Annotated in this window: 21 protein-coding genes and 1 pseudogene; 9 read left to right on the top strand and 13 right to left on the bottom strand. The window is 69.3% G+C overall.

Annotated elements, in window-relative coordinates; translation table 11 throughout:
* Positions 1–40: 40 nt before the first annotated feature.
* Positions 41–1,372 (bottom strand): aspartate aminotransferase family protein, encoded by a 1,332-nt coding sequence (locus W7S_RS20730; protein ID WP_008260024.1) that lies wholly within the window; start codon positions 1,370–1,372, stop codon positions 41–43.
* Between the two features lie 156 nt (positions 1,373–1,528).
* Between W7S_RS20730 and W7S_RS20725 the strand changes: the two genes are divergently transcribed.
* Both W7S_RS20725 and W7S_RS20720 read left to right on the top strand, forming a co-directional pair.
* Complete coding sequence (locus W7S_RS20725; RefSeq protein ID WP_008260015.1) at positions 1,529–2,461, top strand: sigma-70 family RNA polymerase sigma factor; 933 nt, start codon at positions 1,529–1,531, stop codon at positions 2,459–2,461.
* 36 nt (positions 2,462–2,497) lie between these two features.
* A complete protein-coding gene (locus W7S_RS20720; RefSeq protein ID WP_008260014.1) occupies positions 2,498–2,992 on the top strand; it encodes a PPOX class F420-dependent oxidoreductase in 495 nt (164 codons plus the stop codon).
* A gap of 20 nt (positions 2,993–3,012) precedes the next feature.
* Here W7S_RS20720 and W7S_RS20715 read toward each other — a convergent pair.
* The 5 genes and pseudogenes from W7S_RS20715 to sdhC form a co-directional block, all read right to left on the bottom strand.
* A pseudogene (locus W7S_RS20715) lies at positions 3,013–3,681 on the bottom strand (carboxymuconolactone decarboxylase family protein); the annotation flags it as partial.
* Between the two features lie 11 nt (positions 3,682–3,692).
* Entirely contained in the window at positions 3,693–4,490 is a 798-nt protein-coding gene (locus W7S_RS20710; protein ID WP_009954091.1) for a succinate dehydrogenase iron-sulfur subunit, read from the bottom strand.
* Complete coding sequence (gene sdhA / locus W7S_RS20705) at positions 4,490–6,244, bottom strand: succinate dehydrogenase flavoprotein subunit (protein WP_008260011.1); 1,755 nt, start codon at positions 6,242–6,244, stop codon at positions 4,490–4,492. The genes W7S_RS20710 and sdhA overlap by 1 nt, the downstream gene beginning before the upstream one ends.
* A 17-nt stretch (positions 6,245–6,261) precedes the next feature.
* Positions 6,262–6,732: a succinate dehydrogenase hydrophobic membrane anchor subunit gene (locus tag W7S_RS20700; protein ID WP_009954090.1), complete on the bottom strand. Its 471-nt coding sequence runs from the start codon at positions 6,730–6,732 to the stop codon at positions 6,262–6,264.
* Positions 6,729–7,067 (bottom strand): succinate dehydrogenase, cytochrome b556 subunit, encoded by a 339-nt coding sequence (gene sdhC / locus W7S_RS20695; RefSeq protein ID WP_014385723.1) that lies wholly within the window; start codon positions 7,065–7,067, stop codon positions 6,729–6,731. The genes W7S_RS20700 and sdhC overlap by 4 nt, the downstream gene beginning before the upstream one ends.
* 272 nt (positions 7,068–7,339) lie before the next feature.
* Between sdhC and W7S_RS20690 the strand changes: the two genes are divergently transcribed.
* From W7S_RS20690 to W7S_RS20680, 3 genes are read left to right on the top strand one after another with little or no spacing between them, the layout of a single operon-like run.
* Positions 7,340–7,741, top strand: a complete 402-nt coding sequence (locus W7S_RS20690; protein WP_014712288.1) for a cytidine deaminase — start codon at positions 7,340–7,342, stop codon at positions 7,739–7,741.
* Positions 7,741–9,024, top strand: coding sequence for a thymidine phosphorylase (locus tag W7S_RS20685; protein ID WP_014712287.1), 1,284 nt, complete (start codon positions 7,741–7,743; stop codon positions 9,022–9,024). Before W7S_RS20690 ends, W7S_RS20685 begins: the two co-directional genes overlap by 1 nt.
* Positions 9,021–10,109 carry an adenosine deaminase gene (locus W7S_RS20680; RefSeq protein ID WP_008260006.1) on the top strand — a complete coding sequence of 363 codons (1,089 nt, stop codon included), beginning with the start codon at positions 9,021–9,023 and terminating at the stop codon, positions 10,107–10,109. The genes W7S_RS20685 and W7S_RS20680 overlap by 4 nt, the downstream gene beginning before the upstream one ends.
* A gap of 18 nt (positions 10,110–10,127) precedes the next feature.
* Here W7S_RS20680 and W7S_RS27320 read toward each other — a convergent pair whose 3' ends face one another.
* Both W7S_RS27320 and W7S_RS20670 read right to left on the bottom strand, forming a co-directional pair.
* Complete coding sequence (locus W7S_RS27320) at positions 10,128–10,553, bottom strand: hypothetical protein (RefSeq protein WP_041298030.1); 426 nt, start codon at positions 10,551–10,553, stop codon at positions 10,128–10,130.
* A gap of 88 nt (positions 10,554–10,641) precedes the next feature.
* Positions 10,642–11,352, bottom strand: coding sequence for a GntR family transcriptional regulator (locus W7S_RS20670; RefSeq protein ID WP_014712285.1), 711 nt, complete (start codon positions 11,350–11,352; stop codon positions 10,642–10,644).
* Between the two features lie 147 nt (positions 11,353–11,499).
* On the opposite strand from W7S_RS20670, the gene W7S_RS20665 reads away from it, so the two are divergent.
* Together W7S_RS20665 and W7S_RS20660 are read left to right on the top strand one after the other, a co-directional pair.
* Positions 11,500–12,519 carry a cupin gene (locus W7S_RS20665; protein WP_008259998.1) on the top strand — a complete coding sequence of 340 codons (1,020 nt, stop codon included), beginning with the start codon at positions 11,500–11,502 and terminating at the stop codon, positions 12,517–12,519.
* A 48-nt stretch (positions 12,520–12,567) separates the two neighbouring features.
* Positions 12,568–13,575, top strand: coding sequence for a VWA domain-containing protein (locus tag W7S_RS20660; protein WP_014712284.1), 1,008 nt, complete (start codon positions 12,568–12,570; stop codon positions 13,573–13,575).
* 33 nt (positions 13,576–13,608) lie between these two features.
* On the opposite strand, the gene W7S_RS20655 is transcribed toward W7S_RS20660, so the two are convergent.
* From W7S_RS20655 to W7S_RS20645, 3 genes are all read right to left on the bottom strand, one after another.
* Positions 13,609–14,592, bottom strand: a complete 984-nt coding sequence (locus tag W7S_RS20655; protein WP_014712283.1) for a VWA domain-containing protein — start codon at positions 14,590–14,592, stop codon at positions 13,609–13,611.
* Between the two features lie 26 nt (positions 14,593–14,618).
* On the bottom strand, positions 14,619–15,908 hold the full coding sequence (locus W7S_RS20650; RefSeq protein WP_014712282.1) for a hypothetical protein: 1,290 nt from the start codon (positions 15,906–15,908) through the stop codon (positions 14,619–14,621).
* A gap of 322 nt (positions 15,909–16,230) precedes the next feature.
* Complete coding sequence (locus tag W7S_RS20645; protein WP_008259986.1) at positions 16,231–17,052, bottom strand: alkaline phosphatase family protein; 822 nt, start codon at positions 17,050–17,052, stop codon at positions 16,231–16,233.
* Positions 17,053–17,213: 161 nt separating this feature from the next.
* Between W7S_RS20645 and upp the strand changes: the two genes are divergently transcribed.
* On the top strand, positions 17,214–17,918 hold the full coding sequence (gene upp / locus W7S_RS20640) for a uracil phosphoribosyltransferase (RefSeq protein WP_014712281.1): 705 nt from the start codon (positions 17,214–17,216) through the stop codon (positions 17,916–17,918).
* Here upp and W7S_RS20635 read toward each other — a convergent pair.
* The gene (locus tag W7S_RS20635; protein ID WP_008259974.1) at positions 17,839–19,422 is read right to left on the bottom strand and encodes a phospho-sugar mutase; all 1,584 of its coding nucleotides are present in this window, start codon (positions 19,420–19,422) and stop codon (positions 17,839–17,841) included. The genes upp and W7S_RS20635 overlap by 80 nt on opposite strands.
* 4 nt (positions 19,423–19,426) lie before the next feature.
* Complete coding sequence (locus tag W7S_RS20630; RefSeq protein WP_008259972.1) at positions 19,427–20,254, bottom strand: purine-nucleoside phosphorylase; 828 nt, start codon at positions 20,252–20,254, stop codon at positions 19,427–19,429.
* A gap of 341 nt (positions 20,255–20,595) precedes the next feature.
* On the opposite strand from W7S_RS20630, the gene W7S_RS20625 reads away from it, so the two are divergent.
* Complete coding sequence (locus tag W7S_RS20625) at positions 20,596–21,210, top strand: cutinase family protein (protein WP_193375031.1); 615 nt, start codon at positions 20,596–20,598, stop codon at positions 21,208–21,210.
* The last annotated feature ends 13 nt before the right edge of the window (positions 21,211–21,223 follow it).

Below are 21,223 nucleotides of genomic sequence, written 5' to 3'. Positions count from 1 at the left end.
AGCGCGGCGAAGCCGGGCGCAGCGGGTCGCCACCATCCGGCTAGAGCCGCGCCGACTCCTCGTGCAGCACCTCACGCAGGATGGCCTCGATGGTGTCGAACTCGGCCTGGCCGCTGATCAGCGGCGGCGCCAGTTGAATGACGGAATCGCCACGGTCGTCGGTGCGGCAATACAACCCGGCATCGAACAGTGCCGAGCCCACCCGCGCCAGCAGCGGCCGGCGCTCGTCGTCGCTGAACGTCTGCTTGGTCGCCTTGTCCTTGACCAGTTCCACGCCAAAGAAAAACCCCTCGCCGCGCACGTCGCCGACGATCGGCAGGTCGTAGAGCTTTTCCAGGGTGGCGCGCAAGGCCGGCGCGCTGGCCCGGACGTGATCGTTGAGCGCCTCGCGCTCGAAGATGTCGAGGTTGGCCAGCCCGACGGCCGCCGAAACCGGGTGGCCGCCAAAGGTATAGCCGTGCGGGAACATCGTCGCGCCGTCGTTGAACGGCTCGAACAGGCGCTCGCTGGCGATCATGGCGCCGATCGGTGAGTAGCCCGACGTCATTCCCTTGGCGCAGGTGATCATGTCGGGCACGTAGCCGAAGTCGTCACAGGCGAACATCGACCCGATGCGGCCGAACGCGCAGATCACCTCGTCGGAGACCAGCAGCACGTCGTATTCGTCGCAGATTTCCCGCACGCGCTCGAAATAGCCTGGGGGAGGCGGGATGCTGCCACCGGCGTTCTGCACCGGCTCCAGGAACACCGCCGCCACGGTGTCGGGGCCCTCGAACTCGATAGCCTCGGCGATGCGGTCCGCGGCCCACTGCCCGAAGGCTTTCGGGTCGGTGCGCAGCGGTTCCGGCGCCCGGTAGAAGTTGGTGTTGGGCACCCGGAAGCCCCCGGGCGTCACCGGTTCGAAGGGCGCCTTGTAGCGGGGCAGCCCGGTGATCGCCAGGGCGCCCTGGGTGGTGCCGTGGTAGGCGACCGACCGCGAAATCACCTTGTGCTTACTGGGTTTGCCGGTGAGCTTGAAGTACTGCTTGGCCAGTTTCCACGCGGTCTCGACGGCCTCGGTGCCGCCGGTGGTGAAGAAGACGCGGTTGAGGTCGCCCGGGGTGTAGCCGGCGAGGCGCTCGGCGAGCTCGATCGCCGTCGGGGTGGCGTATCCCCACAGGGGAAAGAACGCCAGCGTGCCCGCCTGCCGGGCGGCGGCCTCGGCGAGCTCGGCCCGCCCGTGACCGACCTGCACGGTGAACAGCCCGGACAGGCCGTCGAGGTAACTCTTGCCGTGGTTGTCGAAGATGGTGACGCCCTCGCCGCGGGTGATGATCGGCGGCGTGATTCCCGGGCCGTGCCGGGAGAAGTGCAGCCACAGGTTGTCGGTCATTGGTGGTGAGCGTAGCGCCCGCTTCGGGCTTGGTTGGATTGCCCGACTCCTCACTCGCGCCGTTTCGGCGCTCGCCGTCGCCGGGCTTGGTTGGTTTGCCCGACTCCTCGCTCGCGCCGTTTCGGCGCTCGCCGTCGCCGGGCTAGGCTCGGCGATATGACCTCAGCGCAACAGGTCAGCGAATTCGAGTCGTTGCGACCGCATCTCATGTCGGTCGCCTACCGGCTGACCGGCACGGTCGCCGACGCCGAGGACATCGTCCAAGACGCCTGGCTGCGCTGGCACCGCCAGGACCCCGACAAGGGAACGCAGATCACCGACCTGCGGGCGTGGTTGACCACGGTGGTGAGCCGGCTTGGTCTGGACAGGCTGCGCTCGGCGGCGCACCGGCGCGAGACCTACACCGGAAACTGGCTGCCCGAGCCCGTCGTCACCGGATTCGGCCCGCCCGCTTCCGAAGCCGACCCGCTGTCCGCGGTGGTGGCCGGCGAGGACGCCCGGTTCGCGGCGATGGTGGTGCTGGAGCGCCTCTCGCCCGACCAGCGGGTCGCGTTCGTCTTGCATGACGGGTTCGACGTGCCGTTCGCGGAGGTTGCCGAGGCGCTGGGTACCAGCGAGGCCGCCGCCCGGCAGCTGGCCTCGCGGGCCCGCAAGGCCGTCGCGGCCGAGCCGCCGCCCGAACCCGACCCATCGCACAACGAGGTGGTGGGAAAGTTGTTGGCCGCCATGGCCGCCGGCGATCTGGAGGCGGTGGTCTCCTTGCTGCACCCGGACGTCATCTTCACCGGCGATTCAAATGGCAAGGCGCCCACGGCCGTTCACGTCATCCACGGCCCGGACAAGGTGGTCCGGTTCATGCTCGGCCTTGCCAACCGCTACGGGCCCGCCTTCTACACGTCCTATCAAGCAGGACTGGTCAACGGCGAGCTGGGCATCTACACCGCCGGCTTCCCCGCTGCCGACGGCTACCGCGAGATGTGCCCGCGGATCATGGCGATGACGGTGCGTGACGGAAAGGTTTGCGCCTTATGGGATGTCGCCAATCCCGAGAAGTTCACCGGCTCTCCGCTGCGGCGCGAGCAGCCGTAAGTCAGTCGAGTCAGGCGCAGATTGGAGAGAGAGCACATGGGCGGCAGCGTCACCGAAACGATGGGCAAATTGATGTTCCGCGGTATGGACATGATGCGCCACCGCAGCGCCTTCGACGTCGGCGCTGTGTCCCCGCAAGGTAAGGACTTCACCGGTTTCGACAAAACGCGGCAAATCTTGTTGGTGACGTTCAAGCGTTCCGGCGAGGCGATGCCGAGCCCGATAAACCACGGTGTCGCAGACGGAAAGATCTACGTGCGAACGGATGCGTCCACCGGAAAGGTGAAGCGGATCAACAACAATCCGCGTGTCGTTGTGGTGCCCAGCAGTCTTCGGGGCAAGCCAAAAGGGCAAGCGGTCGCCGGAAAGGCCAGGATCTTGCCCGAGTCCGAACACGCCCACGCGTACAAGGTGATTGCGGCGAACTGGAGCCTGCCGATGAAGTTGTTCGAGCGCACTCTGGACAAGGGCAGCGCGGCGCTCAGTATTCCGACCACCTATATCGAGATCGAGCCCGCCCAGGAGGGCTGATCAGCCCACGCCCTGGTTCGCTAGCCAATTGGCGACGACCCGCTGCGCCCGGCTACGCCGCGCTTGCGATCGTCGCTAGCCCAGGGAATCCGGCACGCGTCACCCGAATTGAAGCCCTGCTCGGTGATGCCTAGCGCGGTGTTCACCCGCGCGCGCATGTTCTCCAACCCAATTTGATAGGTCAGCTCGAACACCCCGGCATCGCCGAAGCGGGCCCGCAGGTCGTCGACCTGCTCGTCGGTGACGGTGTGCGGATCGGTGGTCATCGCGTCGGCATAGGCGATGGCGGCGCGCTCGTCGTCGGTATAGGCCGGCGAGGTGGCGTAGTTGTCGATCTCCTTGAGCCGCTCCACGTCCAGGCCGTCCAGGCGCTGCAGCATCGATCCGAAGTCGACGCACCACGAGCAGCCGATCTGGCGCGCGGTCCACAACACCGCCAGCTCACGCACGCTGGCCGGAAGGGTTTTCGACGCCCGCTCGACCATCGTCTCGTGCATGGCGCTCGCGGTCATCAGCTTGCGATGATGCGCGGCCACGGCGAACGGTTCGGGAACTTGGCCGTAGCGACGCTTGGCTATCCGGTACATGGCCCGGATCAGCAATCCGGCGCGCTTGGGGGGCAGGGGCTCGATGCGGGTTTTCTGTGTCATACCCCTCAGACGAGACAGCCCGGCGATGTGTGACGAGCAGACGCGGCAGGTCAGCGCGAGAACATGATCGCGCGCTTGACCTCCTGGATCGCCTTGGTGATCTGGATGCCGCGCGGGCAGGCCTCGGTGCAGTTGAACGTGGTGCGGCACCGCCACACGCCGTCGACCTCGTTGAGGATGTCCAGGCGCTCGGCGGCGGCCTCGTCGCGGCTGTCGAAGATGAACCGGTGGGCGTTGACGATCGCGGCCGGGCCGTAGTAGCTGCCCTCGTGCCAGAAGATCGGGCAGCTGGTGGTGCACGCCGCGCACAGGATGCACTTGGTGGTGTCGTCGTAGCGGGCGCGGTCGGTCGGGCTCTGAATGCGTTCGCGCGTCGGCGGGTTGCCGGTGGTGATCAGGTACGGCTTGACCGCGCGGTAGGCGTCGAAGAACGGCTCCATGTCGACCACGAGGTCCTTCTCGACCGGCAGCCCGCGGATCGGCTCGACCGTGATGGTCAGCGGTTTGCCCGCCTTCTTGGGGAGCAGGTCGCGCATCAGCACCTTGCAGGCCAACCGATTGACACCGTTGATCCGCATGGCATCCGACCCGCACACCCCGTGCGCGCAGGAGCGCCGGAAGGTCAGCGTCCCGTCCAGGTAGCTCTTGATGTAGATCAGCAGGTTGAGCATCCTGTCGCTGGGCAGGCAGGGCACCCGAAAGCTTTGCCAGCCACCGGTTTCCGCGTAGGCATCGGGCTGGTCGGGGTTGAACCGGGCGATCTTGACGGTCACCATCACCGCCTCGTCGGGAACCGGCGGAAGGGGCGGTTCCAGACTTTCGGCCTGCGGCTCTGCAACGTCCGTCATCAGTACTTCCGTTCCTTGGGTTCGTAGCGCGTCTGCACCACGGGCTTGAAGTCCAGCGCGATGTCGCTCAAAAGGTCGGTGCCCTGCTTGTAGGCCATGGTGTGGCGCATGTAGTTGACGTCGTCGCGGTTCGGGTAGTCCTCGCGGGCGTGCCCGCCGCGGGACTCCTTGCGGTTCAGCGCGCCGACCACGGTGACCTCGGCCAGCTCGAGTAAGAAGCCCAGCTCGATGGCCTCCAGCAGGTCGCTGTTGAATCGCTTCCCCTTGTCGTGCACGGTGATTCGCGAATAGCGCTCCTTCAGGGCGTGGATGTCGGTCAGCGCCTGCTTGAGCGTCTCCTCGGTGCGGAACACCGCGGCGTTGTTGTCCATCGACTGCTGCAACGCGTTGCGGATGTCGGCGACGCGCTCGTTGCCGTGCTCGGAGAGGATGTCGCCCACCCAGCCGACGACCATCGCCGCCGGATCCGGCGGCATGTCCACGAAGTCGTGTCCCCGTGCGTAATTGGCGGCGGCGATGCCGGCCCGGCGGCCGAACACGTTGATGTCCAGCAGCGAGTTGGTGCCCAGCCGGTTGGCGCCATGCACCGACACGCACGCGCATTCGCCCGCCGCGTACAGGCCCGGGACCGTGGAGGTGTTGTCCCGCAACACCTGTCCGGTGACGGTGGTCGGGATGCCGCCCATCACGTAGTGACACGTCGGGTACACCGGGACCAGCTCCTTGACCGGGTCCACGCCCAGATAGGTGCGGGCGAACTCGGTGATGTCGGGCAGCTTGGCCTCGAGCACGTCCTCGCCGAGGTGGCGGACGTCGATGTAGACGTAGTCCTTGTGCGGGCCGGCACCGCGGCCCTCCAGGACTTCCAAAACCATTGAGCGGGCGACGATGTCGCGCGGTGCCAGGTCGACGATCGTCGGTGCGTAGCGTTCCATGAACCGCTCACCCTCGCCGTTGAGCAGCCGGCCACCCTCGCCCCGCACGGCCTCGGAGATCAGGATGCCCAAACCGGCCAGGCCGGTCGGATGAAATTGGTGAAACTCCATGTCCTCCAAGGGAAGTCCCTTGCGGAAGACGATGCCGATGCCGTCGCCGGTCAGCGTGTGCGCGTTGGAGGTGGTCTTGTACATGCGGCCCGAACCGCCGGTGGCGAGCACGATCGCCTTCCCGTGGAAGACGTGGATCTCGCCGGTGGCCAGTTCGTAGGCGACCACGCCGGTGGCCACCGGCCCGCTCGGCGTCTGCGTCAAAACCAGGTCCAGCGCGTAGAACTCGTTGAAGAACTGCACGTCGTGCTTTACGCAGTTCTGGTACAGCGTCTGCAGGATCATGTGGCCGGTGCGATCGGCGGCGTAACAGGACCGGCGCACCGGGGCCTTGCCGTGGTCGCGGGTGTGTCCGCCGAACCGGCGCTGGTCGATGCGGCCCTCGGGGGTGCGGTTGAACGGCATCCCCATCTTTTCCAGGTCGAGCACCGCGTCGATGGCTTCCTTGCACATGATCTCCACCGCGTCCTGGTCGGCGAGGTAGTCGCCGCCCTTGACGGTGTCGAAGGTGTGCCATTCCCAGTTGTCCTCTTCGACGTTGGCCAGCGCCGCGCACATGCCGCCCTGGGCGGCGCCGGTGTGGCTGCGGGTGGGGTAGAGCTTGGTCAGCACCGCGGTGCGCACCCGGGGACCCGCTTCCACCGCGGCGCGCATCCCTGCGCCGCCCGCGCCGACGATCACCACGTCGTACCGGTGTTGCTGGATCACGGGTCAGCCTCCCTCCGTCAGGCGTGAATGTTGGGGTCGAACGTCAGCAGCACGTAGGTGCCCAGCACCAACGTGAACCCCATCGACAGCAACAGCAGGCTGTTGAGCCAGAACCGGGTGCTGTCCTTGCGGCTGTAGTCGTCGATGATCGTGCGCAGGCCGTTGCCGCCGTGCAGCTGCGCCAGCCATAGCAGCGCGAGGTCCCAGAATTGCCAGAACGGCGACGCCCAGCGCTGCGCCACATAGTTGAAGTCGATGCGGTACACGCCGTTGTCCCACATCAGCATGATGAACAGGTGGCCGATCGCCAGCACGAACAGCGCGATGCCCGAGAACCGCATGAACAGCCAGGCGAACTTCTCGAAGTTGGGGATGCCGGCCCGGCGCCGCGGCGAGCGGGGATTGTCCAGGCTGGCGGGCCGGTCGTAGCTGCGTTGTTTGACCGGCGCCGTCTGGCCGCGGGTCAGCTGAAGGTCGGGGCTGCTCATCGGAAGTGCTCCATCATGTGGATGACGGTCACGACGCCGGCCGGGACCATCAGCAGCAGGAACACGACGCCGACGACCCAGAACATCAGGCGCTGGTAGCGCGGGCCCTCGGACCAGAAGTCGATCAGGATCACCCGGATCCCGTTCAGGCCGTGGAAGAGCACCGCGGCGATCAGGCCGTATTCCATCAGGCCGACGATGGGCATCTGATAGTCGTGGATCACCGCGTTGTAGGTCTGCGGGCTGACCCGCAGCATCGCCGCGTCCAGGACGTGCACGAACAGGAAAAAGAAGATGGTCGCGCCGCTGATGCGATGCAGCACCCACGACCACATTCCGGGATCGCCCCGGTAGAGGGTCCGCGGCGGCCTGCGTTTGCGCGAGGTCGCCGGTGCGGGTGCCGCCGGATCCGCGGTTGTCGGTTGTGTAGTCACCCCAGTCCTCACCAGCCTTCTTGCGACCTTCTTGCGACGTTGCGCGACAGTCACGCCGGGCACTTGAGCTTAGCTCGCGCACGGTGTGGCTTGCGTCAATGTCCGTCAAGCGAAATGCCGTTTTGCGGCTAGGGTGACTGTCGGAAACGGCCACCGACGAGCGGGGTTGCGCGATGCCGGAGATCGACTGGAAAACGTTGCGGGACAAGGCAATCCAGGCATCCGAAGGGGCCTATGCGCCGTACTCGCGGTTCGCAGTGGGTGCGGCCGCGCTGGTCGACGATCACCGCGTGGTCACCGGGTGCAATGTGGAGAACATCTCATATGGCCTTGGTCTCTGTGCCGAGTGCGCCGTGGTGTGCGCCCTGCATTCCACCGGCGGCGGCCGGCTGGTCGCGCTGGCGTGCGTGGACCAGCGCGGATCGGTGCTGATGCCGTGCGGGCGATGCCGGCAGGTGCTGCTCGAACACGGCGGTCCCGAGTTGCTGATCGACCATCCGCGCGGGCCGCGCCGGCTCGGCGACCTGCTGCCGGATGCCTTCGGTCCCGACGACGTGGCCGCCGGGCGTCGCTGATGCCGCCCGCCTTTGATGCGCCCACGGTGATCAGGACCAAGCGCGACGGCGGCCGGTTGTCCGACGCCGCCATCGACTGGGTCGTCGACGCCTACACCGCCGGCCGGGTGGCCGAGGAGCAGATGGCGGCCCTGCTGATGGCGATCCTGTTGCGGGGCATGGATCGCGGCGAGACGGCCCGGTGGACGTCGGCGATGCTGGCCTCGGGCGAGCGGCTCGACTTCAGCGACCTCGGCGTGCCCACGGTCGACAAGCACTCCACCGGCGGGGTGGGGGACAAGATCACCCTGCCCCTGGTGCCCGTCGTCGCCGCGTGCGGCGCCGCGGTGCCGCAGGCGTCGGGCCGCGGGCTCGGCCACACCGGCGGCACGCTGGACAAGCTGGAATCCATCGCCGGATTCACCGCCGCGCTGTCCAACCGGCGGGTGCGCGACCAACTGCGCGACCTCGGCGCGGCCATCTTCGCCGCCGGTGACTTGTCCCCGGCCGACGCCAAGCTGTACGCGCTGCGCGACATCACCGCCACCGTCGAGTCGCTGCCGCTGATCGCGAGCTCGGTGATGAGCAAGAAGCTGGCCGAGGGGGCCGGCGCGCTGGTGCTCGACGTGAAGGTCGGTTCCGGGGCGTTCACCGACTCGGAAGCGCAGTCCCGCGACCTGGCGAGCGCCATGGTCGCGCTGGGCGCCGCGCACGGGGTGCCCACCCGCGCGCTGCTGACGGACATGAACACCCCGCTGGGCGCGACCGTCGGCAACGCCCTCGAGGTCGCCGAGTCGCTCGAGGTGCTGGCCGGGGGCGGGCCGCCCGACGTCGTCGAGCTGACGCTGCGGCTGGCCTCCGAGATGCTCGAGCTGGCCGGCGTCGACGGCCGCGATCCCGCCGAGACACTGCGGGATGGCACCGCGATGGACCGGTTTCGCCAGCTCGTCGCCGCCCAGGGCGGCGATTTGTCGGTGCCGCTGCCGATCGCTCGGCATGCCGAGACCGTGACTGCCACCCGGGGCGGCACAATGGGCGATATCGACGCGATGGCAGTGGGGCTGGCGGCTTGGCGGCTCGGAGCGGGCAGATCCCGTCCGGGCGATCGCGTGCAGTTCGGCGCCGGCATCCGGCTGCATCGCCGCCCCGGCGAGCCGGTCACGGCCGGTGAGCCGCTGTTCACCCTGTACACCGACACCCCGGAGCGCTTCGGCGCGGCGCTCGCCGAGCTGGACGGCGCCTTCGGCGTCGGCGACGCCGCCCCGGCTTCGCGTCCGCTGATCATCGATCGGATCTCGCAATGACCGCGCCGCTGGGCCTCGAGCAGATCCGCAAGGCCCCCAAGGCCCTGCTGCACGACCACCTCGACGGCGGGCTGCGCCCGTCGACCGTGCTGGAGATCGCCGGGCAGACCGGCTACGACGAGCTGCCCGCCACCGACGTCGACGAGCTGGCGACGTGGTTTCGCACGCGTTCGCACAGCGGCTCGCTGGAGCGCTACCTGGAGCCGTTCTCCCACACCGTCGCGGTGATGCAGACCCCCGAGGCGCTGCACCGCGTCGCCTACGAGTGCGTCGAAGACCTGGCCGCCGACTCGGTGGTCTACGCCGAGGTGCGGTTCGCACCCGAGCTGCACATCGACCGCGGGATGTCCTTCGACGCGATCGTCGATGCCGTGCTGGCCGGATTCGCCGACGGTGAGAAGGCCTGTGCCGGCGCGGGCCGTCCGATCGTGGTGCGCCTACTGGTCACCGCGATGCGGCACGCGGCGGTGTCCCGCGAGATCGCCGAGCTGGCAATCCGGTTCCGGGACAAGGGCGTTGTCGGCTTCGACATCGCCGGCGCCGAGGCCGGCAACCCGCCGACGCGCCACCTGGATGCCTTCGAGTACATGCGAGACCACAACGCGCGCTTCACCATTCACGCCGGCGAGGCGTTCGGCCTGCCGTCCATCCACGAGGCGATCGCGTTCTGCGGTGCCGACCGGCTGGGGCACGGGGTGCGGATCGTCGACGACATCGACGTGCTGCCCGACGGACAGGTCCGGTTGGGTCAGCAGGCGGCGATCCTGCGGGACAAGCGAATTCCGCTGGAACTGTGTCCGAGCTCGAACGTGCAGACCGGCGCCGTCAAGAGCATCGCCGAGCATCCGTTCGACCTGCTGGCCCGCGCCCGGTTCCGGGTGACCGTCAACACCGACAACCGGTTGATGAGCGATACCTTCATGAGCCGCGAGATGCTCCGCCTGGTGGAGGCGTTCGGCTACGGCTGGAGCGACCTCGAACGGTTCACCATCAACGCGATGAAGTCCGCGTTCATCCCGTTCGACGAGCGGCTGGCCATCATCGACGAGGTGATCAAGCCGCGGTACGCGGTGCTGATCGGCTGAGCCGCCGGTGCGGCGTTCTCAGATGTGCCCGGGCATCCCCATCGACGGGTCGGCCGCCGGCATGGGAGGTGGCTCCACCATCGGCGGCGGGGCCATCGGTGCCGCGGCCATGGGCGCCGGCGGTTCCGGTGGCGGCGCGATGGGCGGCGGTGGCGGCGGGGCGTACGGGCCACCCGCGCACACCGGGTCGCTGGGCATGCTGATGCAACTCAAATCCGCGGGGCCGGTGGGTGCCCCGCCCATGGCGTACGGGCCGCCCTGGCACTGCGCCAGCCCCGGCATCCCCGCGCATCGGGGATCCGACGGGTTGGTGGGAAGGCCGGGATCGGGATCGTCGAGCGGCGCGGCGGGTGTGCGCGCGAAGCCGGGTGCCGCGTTCGCCGGGATCGTCGCACCCGTCGTGGCCGACCCCAAAATCGACAGGGCCACAACCGTTTTCGTCATCGTGCCGCGCAACCTCGAGGCCGTCACCCAGGTCATCGATCCCCCCGATATATGCGGACCGGGAGCGCTGCGCCCCCGCGTTATTCGATCAGTCTGCTCCATCGCGGCCAAATCCGGTAGCCCATAACGGATCCGGGTCGACCGACAGGCCGATGGCGCGAACCGTGCCGGCCAGGTGGGTCTGCACCGCGGTCGCCGCCCGCGCGCGATCGCCGTCGCGCAGGGCTTCGGCGATACCCCGATGCTCCTCGAGAATCGTGGCCACCCGGTCGGGGTCGCGCAGCGTCGATTCGCCGATCATCCGCATCTGGCGGTCGCGCAGGGACGCGTAGAAGCCGGACAGGATGGCGTTGCCCGACTCCTGCAGCGTGATGGCGTGGAAGGCGCGGTCGGCCTCCACGAATTCTCGCCAGTCCGCCGCGGCGGCCGCGTCGCGTTGCCGGGCAAGCTCGCCGGATAGGCGCCCGAACACGGCATCGCACGCGGCGCCGCCGCGCCCGATCACCTTGCCCGCCGCGAACTGCTCGAGCACCAGCCGCGCCTCCATCACCGCGCGCACCTCGTCGGGCGACACCGGAACCACCAGGGCCCCCCGCTGGGGATACAGGCGCAGCAGCCCCTCGGCCTCCAGCCGCAAAAACGCCTCGCGCACCGGCGTGCGCGACATCCCAAGCGCGCTGGCCACGTCGCCCTCGCTGATCAGCTCGCCGCCGGGGAACTCGCCGGTGAGCACCCGCGTCTTGACGTAGTCCAGCGCGCGGTCCTTGGCCGTCGCCGTCCGCCTGTCCTTTGCCGCCACGCCCGGCCTCTTCTCTGGTAGCTAAGTCGTATCTCAACCGACCAATTGACCGTACACCGACCGCGTCTAGCTGCGACGCTTGACGCTTAGATACAAGATAAATACTATTCAGATACCAGACACACGTGAGCGGCAAGGGAGACCGACATGCAGCAGCTAGCGACCCCGAACCTGGACCCGACGGTCCCCGCGCCGATGGTCAACGTCGCCGAGTACGCGTTCGAGGGCCGGTTCGAAGAGTGGGCCGAGCAGGCCGAATACTTCGAGTACTCCAGGGCCGCCAACCCGATCGGCTCGGGGCTTACCCCGCGGGTGCCGATCCGGCGGTTCGGTCCCGAGCTCTACCTTGACGCGCCGACCGGCGTGATCCCGCTGGACCTGTCGGCCGAGCTGGGTGGCCCGGCCGGCGCGGCGACCAGCCCCGCGCTGCTGGCCAACTTCGTGTCCATTCGCGCGAACGAGCACGTCGACACCCACCCCAACGCCACCTCGCAGCTGTATTACGTGCTCTACGGGCGGGGGTTCGCGGCGGTCAACGGCCGCCTGATCGAGTGGGAGAAGGGCGACTTCGTGACGCTGCCCGCCGGCGCGCACTCGGTGTTCTACGCCGGCGCGGACACGGCCATGTACTGGGTGCACGACGAGCCCCTGATGCGTTACCTCGGCGCCGACGCGACCCGGCCCCGCTTCCGCGCGACCAAGTTCCGCCGCGCCGACGCCGTCGCCAAGCTGACCGAGATCGCGTCGCGGCCCGGCGCCAACGAGAAGAGCCGCGTCAGTGTCCTGCTGGCCAACGCCGAGCAGGAGCAGACCCTGACCATCACGCACGTGTTGTGGGCCATGTTCGGCGTGCTTCCGCCCCATCAGGTGCAGCGCCCGCACCGGCACCAGTCGGTCGCGCTGGACCTCATCCTGGACGCGCCCGCGGCCGGCTGCTACACGCTGCTGGGCACGCGTCTCGACGCGCGCGGCGACATCGTCGATCCGATCCGGGTGGACTGGCAGGCCGGTGGCGCCTTCACCACCCCGCCGGGCATGTGGCACGCCCACTACAACGAGACCGACGAGCCGGCCCACCTGATCCCGGTCCAGGACGCCGGGCTGCAGACCCACCTGCGCAGCCTCGACATCAAGTTCACCCAGCGCCGCGATCTCGCCGCGGGCTGAGCCGGGGCCCGATGCGGGGCCCGGATTCGACGCCTAGTGTGGCTCGACATGAAGGTGCCGCTGCTGGGCCCGGTGTCGCTGACTGGATTCCAGAACCCCTGGTTCTTCCTCGCGCTGCTGGCCGTGCTGCTGGTGATCGGCCTTTATGTCGTGCAGCAATTCGCCCGCCGTCGCCGGGTGCTGCGGTTCGCCAACATGGAGGTGCTGGAGCGCGTGGCCCCGCCGCACCCGAGCCGGTGGCGGCACGTGCCGACCATCCTGCTGGCCACGTCGCTGGTGCTGCTGACCACGGCGATGGCCGGGCCGACGTCGGATGTGCGGATCCCGCTCAACCGGGCGGTCGTGATGCTCGTCATCGACGTCTCGGAATCGATGGCCTCCAACGATGTTCCGCCCAGCCGCCTGGCCGCGGCGAAGGAGGCCGGCAAGCAGTTCGCCGATCAGCTGACGCCGGCCATCAACCTGGGGCTGGTGGAGTTCGCGGCCAACGCCACGCTGCTGGTGCCCCCGACGACGAACCGCGGCGCGGTGAAGTCGGGCATCGACAGTCTGCAGCCCGCCCCGAAAACCGCTACGGGAGAAGGCATTTTCACCGCGCTGCAGGCGATCGCGACGGTCGGTTCGGTGATGGGCGGCGGCGAAGGCCCGCCGCCGGCGCGGATCGTGCTGGAGTCCGACGGCGCCGAGAACGTGCCGCTGGACCCCAACGCCCCGCAGGGGGCGTTCACCGCCGCCCGGGCCGCCAAGGGCCAGGGCGTGCAGATCTCGACGATCTCGTTCGGCACCCCGTACGGGACCGTCGACTACGAGGGCGCCACCATTCCGGTCCCGGTGGACGATCAGACCCTGCAGAAGATCTGCGAGATCACCGACGGCGAGGCGTTCCACGCCGACAGCCTGGACTCGCTGAAGAACGTGTACACGACGCTGCAGCGCCAGATCGGCTACGAAACCGTCAAGGGCGACGCGAGCCTGGCGTGGATGCTGCTCGGTGCCGTCGTGATGGCCGGCGCCGTGCTGGCCGGCCTGCTGCTGAACCGCAGGCTGCCCGCCTGACCCGCCGGGCGGGGCTCGGTCGGTGGACGGGCGCTAGGTCGGCAGGCGTCGGTTGATCAACAGCGCCAACGCCGTCGCGATCAGCGCCGCGAGCACCCCCAGGCGTAGCCAGCCGGAACTGCCGGGTCCCGGCACGGTGCGGTAGCCGATATCGTTCTCGATCGCGTTGTAGCTCTTGTTGAGCTCGCCGATGTTGGTGGCGGTGTAGGGCTGCCCGCCGGAGAGCCGGGCGATCGTCTTCATCTGGTCGGTCGACACCGGGACCGCGACGCGCTGCCCGTCCATCTCGATCTCGCCGCCCTTCGTTCCGAATGAGATCGTCGAGATGGGCACGCCCTCGTCCTTGGCCAGGCGCGCCGCGGTGTAGACACCGTCGTGCGGATCGCTGGGGTTCGACGGCTTGTTCTCGCGGCCGTCGGAGAGCAGCACGATGCGGGCCGGCGGCGGATTGTCGCCCCCGGTGACCGCCGTGGCGCCGATCGCGTGCAGGGCGGTGAAGATGGCCTGGCCGGTGGCCGTGCTGTCGGCGAAGTCCAGCTTCTTGAGCGCGTCGATGGTCGCCTGGTGCTGCGGGGTGGGCGGGACCAGCAAGTAGGGCGTGCCGGCGAAGCCGACCAGCCCGAGGTTGATGCCGGGCGTCAGCTGACTGGCGAACTGGCTGGCCGCTTGTTCGGCGGCCTTGAGCCGGTTGGGTTCGACGTCGGTCGCCCGCATGGACTGCGACATGTCGATGACGAGCATGATGACCGCGCGGTTGCGCGGGATGCGCATGTCGTGGGTGGGGGTGCCCAGCGCGATCGTCAGCAACGCCAGGCAGAGCAGCGACGCGGCGATCGGCAGGTGCCGCCACCGCGACTGCGCCACGGGGGCGTCGGTGTAGCGGTGCAGCCGTCGGTTGCGACGGGCCTGCACCACGACGTAGACGGCCAGCAGGGCCAGGGGCACCAAACCGAACAGCAACATGGCCGGGCGCTGGAACCCGTACAGCGGCAGCGGGCCGATTCCGGGAAGCGACACGTCACCAACCTAGCCCGTGAAACGCCCTACTCGCGGCGGAGCCGGCCCTCGACGAATTGCTCCAGCTTCTCCCACTCGCGCACCGCCGCGGCGTACGGCGGCGACGGCTTGGTGACCGAGCCGGGTTCGAGCACGGCGGCCACCAATTTGCCCAGCGGCCGGTTGGTTTCGAGCGCCTTGTCCACCGCGGGATCCTCGGAGTAGTCGCCGATGTCGCGGAGCACCTCGACGGCCAGTTCCAGTTGCTCCCGGTCCACGGCCTCGGGCCCGTCGGCCAGGTCGTCGGCCAGGCCGGTGAGCACGTAGATGTTGTCGTCGGTGACCTCGACCGTGAGCGATCCGTCGGTGGCGGCGGTGCGGATGTCGTCGTAGGTGCTCAGATCGGACAGGTCGTGGTCGTGCTCGTCGGCCAGGTAGCGGGCCAGCGCGCGCTCGGACGGGAACACGCTGATCCGTCCGTTGCGGCCCAGGAAGATCGGCTCGTCGTCGAGGTAGCAGCGCAGGGTGAAGAAGGTGCCCGAGCTCGTCATGATCCGGATCGGATCGATGCCGACCTGCAGCCAGAAGTCCTTGTCGCCGCCGAGCACCGCGGTGTCGCCGGCCGCCCGGGCTTCGGTGTCGTCGTCCTCGTCGTCTTCGTCAACTTCGTCGTCAACGTCGTCGTCAATGTCGTCGGCCGCGGATTCCTCGACGGCGTCTTCGGTCTCGTCCTCTTCGCGCTCCTCGGCCAGTTCGTCTTCGGCCTTGGCCGACAACTTGGCGTCGACGTCGGGGGTGGTGGCGATGTCATCGATCGCGCCCAGCACGTCGTCCCAGCTGCGCCCGATGACCTCGGCGATCGCATGCCAGCGTTTGGCGCCGGCCTTGCCGGTGAAGTGCTCGACCCCGCCCGACACCGTGCCCAGGCTGGGGTTGCCGTTGAAGAACTTCGACACCGCCGCCAGCTCGCACACCGATCCGATGGACGACACGATGGCCAGCGTGCCCGCCAGCGCGGACACCGATTCCGCGGTGGGCTTCTCGGAGACCAGCTCCTCGACCGCGACCAGATCGAACTGCTTGTCCTCGGCGGGCTCGAAGTCATGCGCGTGCGCCGACGTCAGGGCCTTCCACGCCGGGTGGTCGGTCAGGTCGTTGTCGGTGTCGGACCGCACGAACGCCACCAGGTCGGCGACGGAGGAGAAGACGAACAGGTCCTCGTCCTTGCCCAGGAAGGCCTCCCACTCGTCGCCGGAGTCACGCCAGCGGGGCGCCCACACGGTGTAGCGGTCGCCGGCGGACAGGCTCAGGCGAATGGGCACGAGGTCAGCAGCCATGCGGCACAGAATAGCGACGACCGGCCAAGGCGCCGCCGGGCAGTGGTGATCGCGAGCGCGGCGGAGCCGGGTGAAGCGGGTCGCCACCATCGACCCAGTGGTGATCGCGAGCGCGGCGGAGCCGGGTGAGGCGGGTCGCCTCCATCGACCCAGTGGTGATCGCGAGCGCGGCGGAGCCGGGTGAGGCGGGTCGCCACCATCAGCCCAGTGGTGATCGCGAGCGCGGCGGAGCCGGGTGAAGCGGGTCGCCACCATCAGCCCAGTGGCGATCGCGAGCGCGGCGGGGCCGGGTGAAGCGGGTCGCCACCATCAGCCCAGTGGTCTAGCCCCAGATGTCGGTGATGGGCGCGGCGCTTGCGGCATAGCCCGTCTTGGGCAGCCCGTACATCTGCTCCACGGTGGAAAGCACGTTGTAGTGGTTGATCTGCTCGCTGTAGTTGCCGGGGCGGACGTGGGCGCCGTAGAACACCGTGGGGATCTGGTTGTGGCTGCCGTTATCGTCCTCGTCGAACGTCAGGATCAGCAGGCTGTTGTTGGCCACCGCCCAATTGGCGTAACCGGACAGCTGGCGATTCAGCCAGGCGTCGGCCTGCGCGATGGACCCGTCGTGCATGTTGTTGTCGTTGTTGGGGATGACGAACGACACGGTCGGCAGGCTGGCGTAGTTGCCCATCGGGAACGCGGAGAACGGCATCGAGTTCGCCGCCGGCACGTTGGTGAAGTTGGCCCACGGCACGTGCTTGCGCGCGTACTTGCCCGCGGTGCACACCGGCGAGCCGACGGTTGGCAGGCCTTCGGCGAAGCCGACGAACGTGCGGCCCGCGGCCAGCAATTCGGAACCGAGATTGGGGGCGGCGCCGGCGTTGATCGGGCACAGGTCCTTGGTCACCCCGAAGGTGTTGCCCGCGAACAGCGCCAGGTAATTCGGTTCGCTGGGGTGGGTTTCGGCGTATGACTGCGTCATGTTGGCGCCATTGGCGGCCAGGGAGGTGATGAAGGGCGCCGACTTGTTGCCGATGATGGCGTTCTCGGAACGGTTTTCCTCCACCACGATCACGATGTGCGCCGGTTGCGGAATGGCCGCTGCCGCAAGGCCTATGCGCGGGGTCAGCGGACTTGCCGCCAGTGCCACCAATGCGACCACGCCGAGCGCCAGCAGGAGGCGATGCGCCCTGCCGAGTAGGCTTCTCGGACTTCGTTTTTCGCGCGACACCCCGGGAGTATACGAACGCGCCTGCGGTATGGCCGGGACGAACGCAAGCGTGTCAGAAGGGCTTTGCCCGATCGTTATATACCCTTCATGGGATGGACGTGCGCGTGATCGACCACCCGCTGGCCGCGGCCAGGCTGACGGTGCTGCGCGACGAACGCACCGACAATGCCGGGTTTCGGGCCGCGCTACGCGAGCTCACGCTGATGCTGGTGTACGAGGCCAGCCGGGAGGCGCCGCGAAAGTCGGTCAGGATCCGCACCCCGGTGGCCGCGACGGCCGGGACGCGACTGGTCAACCCGCCGCTGCTGGTTCCGGTGCTGCGGGCCGGGTTGGGCATGGTCGAGGCCGCCCAGGCCGCGATACCCGAGGCGGAGGTGGGTTTCGTCGGTGTCGCCCGCGACGAGGAAACCCACCTGCCGGTCCCGTATCTCGAGGCGCTGCCCGACAAACTCGCGCGCCGGCCGGTGATGGTCCTCGACCCCATGCTGGCCACCGGCGGGTCGATGGCCCACACCATCGGCCTGCTGCAGCGCCGCGGCGCCACCGACATCACCGCGCTGTGCGTGGTCGCCGCGCCGGAAGGCCTTGCGGCCGTGCAGAAAGCGGCGCCGGACGCGCGAGTGTTGACCGCCGCGGTCGACAAGGGACTCAACAAGTCGGCCTATATCATGCCTGGCCTCGGCGACGCGGGGGACCGCCAGTTCGGGCCGAACCTGTTCACCAGCCCCGCATCGCAGCGACCAGCTCAGCGCGCAGGGCATCGGCGCGCCGCCGCGAAGAATCCAGATCGTCGCTAGGCGCGCAGCGAATCTCCAAGTAGCACTTCAGTTTCGGCTCGGTCCCGGAGGGCCGCACCACCACCCTGACCGACGTGTGGTCGTCACCGCCGGTGAAGATCAGCGCGTCGGTGACGTCGGTGAGCCCGGCGGGGAACCCGGCCAGCGTCGCCGGCGGGGTGGTCCGCAGCCGGTGCATCAGCGCGGCCGCCTCGGCGGGGTCGGCGACCCGGCGCGAGATCGCGGCGACGTCGTGCACCCCGTACCGCCGCGCCAGCTCGTCGAGCAGGTCGACGACCGAACGGCCTTGGCGCAGCAGCGTGGCCACCAGGTCGCACACCAGGACGGCGGCGCTGATGCCGTCCTTGTCGCGCACGGCGTCCGGGTCGACGCAGTGCCCGATCGCTTCCTCGTAGGCGTATACCAGGGTGCCGCCGGGGACCTCGGCATCGGCGCGCGCCAGCCATTTGAAGCCGGTGAGGGTTTCGACGTGGACGGCGCCGCGGTGCGCGGCGATGGCCGACAGCATCCGCGAGGACACCAGGGTGCTGGCCACCACCGGCGTTTCGGCGCGCTGCGGCTGGGAAAGAATGTAATCGCCCAGCAGCCAACCGGTTTCGTCGCCGGACAGCATCCGCCACCCCGCTTTGTCGGGGATGCCGACGGCGCACCGGTCGGCGTCGGGATCCAGCGCGATCGCCACGTCGGCGCGCACGTCGGAGGCCAGGGCCAACAGCGCGTCGGCGGCACCCGGCTCCTCGGGGTTGGGGAACGCGACGGTGGGGAAGTCCGGGTCCGGAGCGAATTGCGCTGCGACGGTGTGCACTTGGGCGAAGCCGGCGCGGCGCAGCGTCTCCACGGCCACCGCGCCGCCCACCCCGTGCAGGGCCGTCAGGGCGACCCGCGCCGAGCCGGCCCCGCGCCGCAGCCCGGACGCGCGCTCGACGTAGCGCTCGACCAGATCGGCCTGGCCCGGTTCGACGGGGGCCCTGCCGATCTGGTCGGCGGGCGGGGCGTCGGCCATCGCGGCCTCGATCTCGCGGTCGGTGGGGGAGACGAGCTGGATGCCGCCGTCGACGTACACCTTGTAGCCGTTGTCGGCCGGCGGGTTGTGCGACGCCGTGATCTGGATCCCGGCCAGCGCGCCGGTGTGGCGCACCGCGAACGCGACCACCGGGGTCGGCACCGGACCGGGCAGCAACAGCACCGAAAACCCTTGATCGGCAAGCACTTCGGCGGCCACCGTGGCGAATACCGCCGAACCGTGCCGGGCGTCGCGCCCCACGATCACCCGCCCTCCGGCCGGGGCGCGCCGCTTGAGCACCTGCGCCACCGCCCAGGTGGTGCGCGACACCACCGCGACGTTCATCGCGTCGGGCCCGCCGCGCACCGGGCCGCGCAGGCCCGCGGTGCCGAACCTCAGGGGACGGGCGAACCGCGCGGCTAATTCTCCCGCGTCGCACGCGGCGAGCTCGGCGGCTGTCCGCGGGTCGGGGTCGTGGGCGATCCACTCCTCGGGCGTCATGGTCCTAAAACCGGGGCAGCCGCTCGAGGATCAGGGCCAGGAGGGCGCCCATCCGGCTGGCGGACGCGGCCCCCGCGGAGAGCACCTCGGCGTGGCTGAGCGGCTCGCCGCCGATGCCGGCGGCCAGGTTGGTCACCAGCGACACCCCGAGCACCTCGGCGCCGGCGGCCCGCGCCGCGATGGTCTCGTGCACCGTCGACATGCCGACGAGGTCGGCGCCCAGCGTGCGCAGCATCCGGATTTCCGCGGGGGTCTCGTAGTGCGGGCCGGGCAGGCCGGCGTAGACGCCCTCGGTCAGCGTCGGGTCGGCCTGGCGGGCGAATTCGCGCAGCCGCGGGGAGTAGGCGTCGGTCAGGTCCACGAATTGCGGGCCGACCAGCGGGGAACGCGCGGTCAGGTTCAGCTGGTCGCTGATCAACACCGGTTCGCCGACGGCCATGTCCGGGCGCAGTCCGCCCGCCGCATTGGTGAGCACGACCGCGCGCACGCCGGCCGCGCAGGCCGCCCGCACCGGGTGCACGACGTGGCACAGGTCGTGGCCCTCGTAGGCGTGGATGCGGCCGACGAGCACCAGCACTCGGTGTTCGCCGATGCGCATCGACAACAGCTCGCCGGTGTGCCCGATCGCGGTGGGCGGCCGGAAGCCGGGCAGGTCGGCCTGGGGCAGCACGGCGGTCTTCCCGATCGCCTCGGTGCCGAGCGCGGCGACCGCCGGCGACCATCCCGAGCCGAGAACGATGGCGACGTCATGCTCGTCGATTCCGGTGCGCTCGGCGATGACCGCGGCGGCGCGGCGCGCGAGGTCGCCTGGGTCGGACGAGGTTTGGGTCACAGCCGGAGCCTAGCCCGGCGACGGCGAGCGCCGTTGAGGCGCGAGTGAGGAGTCGGGCAATCGAACCTAGCCCGGCGACGGCGAGCGCCGTTGAGGCGCGAGTGAGGAGTCGGGCAATCGAACCTAGCCCGGGGACGGCGAGCGCCGTTGAGGCGCGAGTGAGGAGCCGGGCGATCGAACCTGGCCCGGGGACGGCGAGCGCCGTTGAGGCGCGAGTGAGGAGCCGGGCGATCGAACCTGGCCCGGCGACGGTGTCGCCGGTATGTGTCAAGATCTGGCGTATGAGTCTTCGTAGGTGGCCGGTGGTTGGCCCGGTCATTGCAATCGCCGTTGGTGTTGTGCTGTCAGTGGTTTCGGTCACATTCGGCCCGGCGCCGTCGGCCAAGGCGGACTGTCCGAACGTCCAACTGATCTTCGCCCGCGGCACCGCCGAGCCGCCGGGCCTGGGTGTGGTGGGCGACGCGCTGTTCGCCGCCCTGCAGCCCGCGCTGGGGTCGCGCACCGTCGATTCCTATGCGGTGAACTATCCGGCCAGCTACAACTTCCTGACGACCGCCGACGCCGCCAACGACGCACGCGACCACATCGCGGAGATGGTCGACCAGTGCCCGTCCACGCGGCTGGTGCTCGGCGGCTTCTCGCAGGGCGCCGCCGCGATCTCGATGCTCGCCGGGGTGCCGCCCGTCGGCCAGCGCATCGGGAACTTCGGGTCGGCGCCCCCGCTAGATCCCGCCCTGGCCAACAAGATCAGGGCCGTCGCGGTGTTCGGCAATCCCGGCAACCGCTTCGACACACCCCTGTCGTCGACGGGCGCGTTCGCCGGCCGCACCATCGACCTGTGCAGCGAAGGCGATCCCGTCTGCGTCGTCGGCGGTCGCGACCGGGATGCGCACCACGACTACTCCGCCCCGCCCTACCCGGGCCAGGCGGCGGGTTTCATCGCCGGGCTGGTGTAGCCCTCAGGGCCTC

Origin of the sequence: Mycobacterium sp. MOTT36Y (assembly GCF_000262165.1) — a bacterium.
Taxonomy (GTDB): Bacteria; Actinomycetota; Actinomycetes; order Mycobacteriales; family Mycobacteriaceae; genus Mycobacterium; species Mycobacterium intracellulare.
The sequence above is the reverse complement of the archived record's forward strand: the minus strand, read 5'-3'. Positions and strand labels throughout refer to the sequence as shown.

Bases quoted from the DNA above. Each gene is read 5' to 3' on its own strand.
- W7S_RS20730 (WP_008260024.1), bottom strand. From the start codon at position 1,372: ATGACCGACAACCTGTGGCTGCACTTCTCCCGGCACGGCCCGGGAATC.
- W7S_RS20725 (WP_008260015.1), top strand. From the start codon at position 1,529: ATGACCTCAGCGCAACAGGTCAGCGAATTCGAGTCGTTGCGACCGCAT.
- W7S_RS20720 (WP_008260014.1), top strand. From the start codon at position 2,498: ATGGGCGGCAGCGTCACCGAAACGATGGGCAAATTGATGTTCCGCGGT.
- W7S_RS20710 (WP_009954091.1), bottom strand. From the start codon at position 4,490: ATGACGGACGTTGCAGAGCCGCAGGCCGAAAGTCTGGAACCGCCCCTT.
- W7S_RS20700 (WP_009954090.1), bottom strand. From the start codon at position 6,732: ATGAGCAGCCCCGACCTTCAGCTGACCCGCGGCCAGACGGCGCCGGTC.
- sdhC (WP_014385723.1), bottom strand. From the start codon at position 7,067: ATGTGGTCGTGGGTGCTGCATCGCATCAGCGGCGCGACCATCTTCTTT.
- W7S_RS20690 (WP_014712288.1), top strand. From the start codon at position 7,340: ATGCCGGAGATCGACTGGAAAACGTTGCGGGACAAGGCAATCCAGGCA.
- W7S_RS20685 (WP_014712287.1), top strand. From the start codon at position 7,741: ATGCCGCCCGCCTTTGATGCGCCCACGGTGATCAGGACCAAGCGCGAC.
- W7S_RS20680 (WP_008260006.1), top strand. From the start codon at position 9,021: ATGACCGCGCCGCTGGGCCTCGAGCAGATCCGCAAGGCCCCCAAGGCC.
- W7S_RS27320 (WP_041298030.1), bottom strand. From the start codon at position 10,553: ATGACGAAAACGGTTGTGGCCCTGTCGATTTTGGGGTCGGCCACGACG.
- W7S_RS20665 (WP_008259998.1), top strand. From the start codon at position 11,500: ATGCAGCAGCTAGCGACCCCGAACCTGGACCCGACGGTCCCCGCGCCG.
- W7S_RS20660 (WP_014712284.1), top strand. From the start codon at position 12,568: ATGAAGGTGCCGCTGCTGGGCCCGGTGTCGCTGACTGGATTCCAGAAC.
- W7S_RS20650 (WP_014712282.1), bottom strand. From the start codon at position 15,908: ATGGCTGCTGACCTCGTGCCCATTCGCCTGAGCCTGTCCGCCGGCGAC.
- upp (WP_014712281.1), top strand. From the start codon at position 17,214: ATGGACGTGCGCGTGATCGACCACCCGCTGGCCGCGGCCAGGCTGACG.
- W7S_RS20635 (WP_008259974.1), bottom strand. From the start codon at position 19,422: ATGACGCCCGAGGAGTGGATCGCCCACGACCCCGACCCGCGGACAGCC.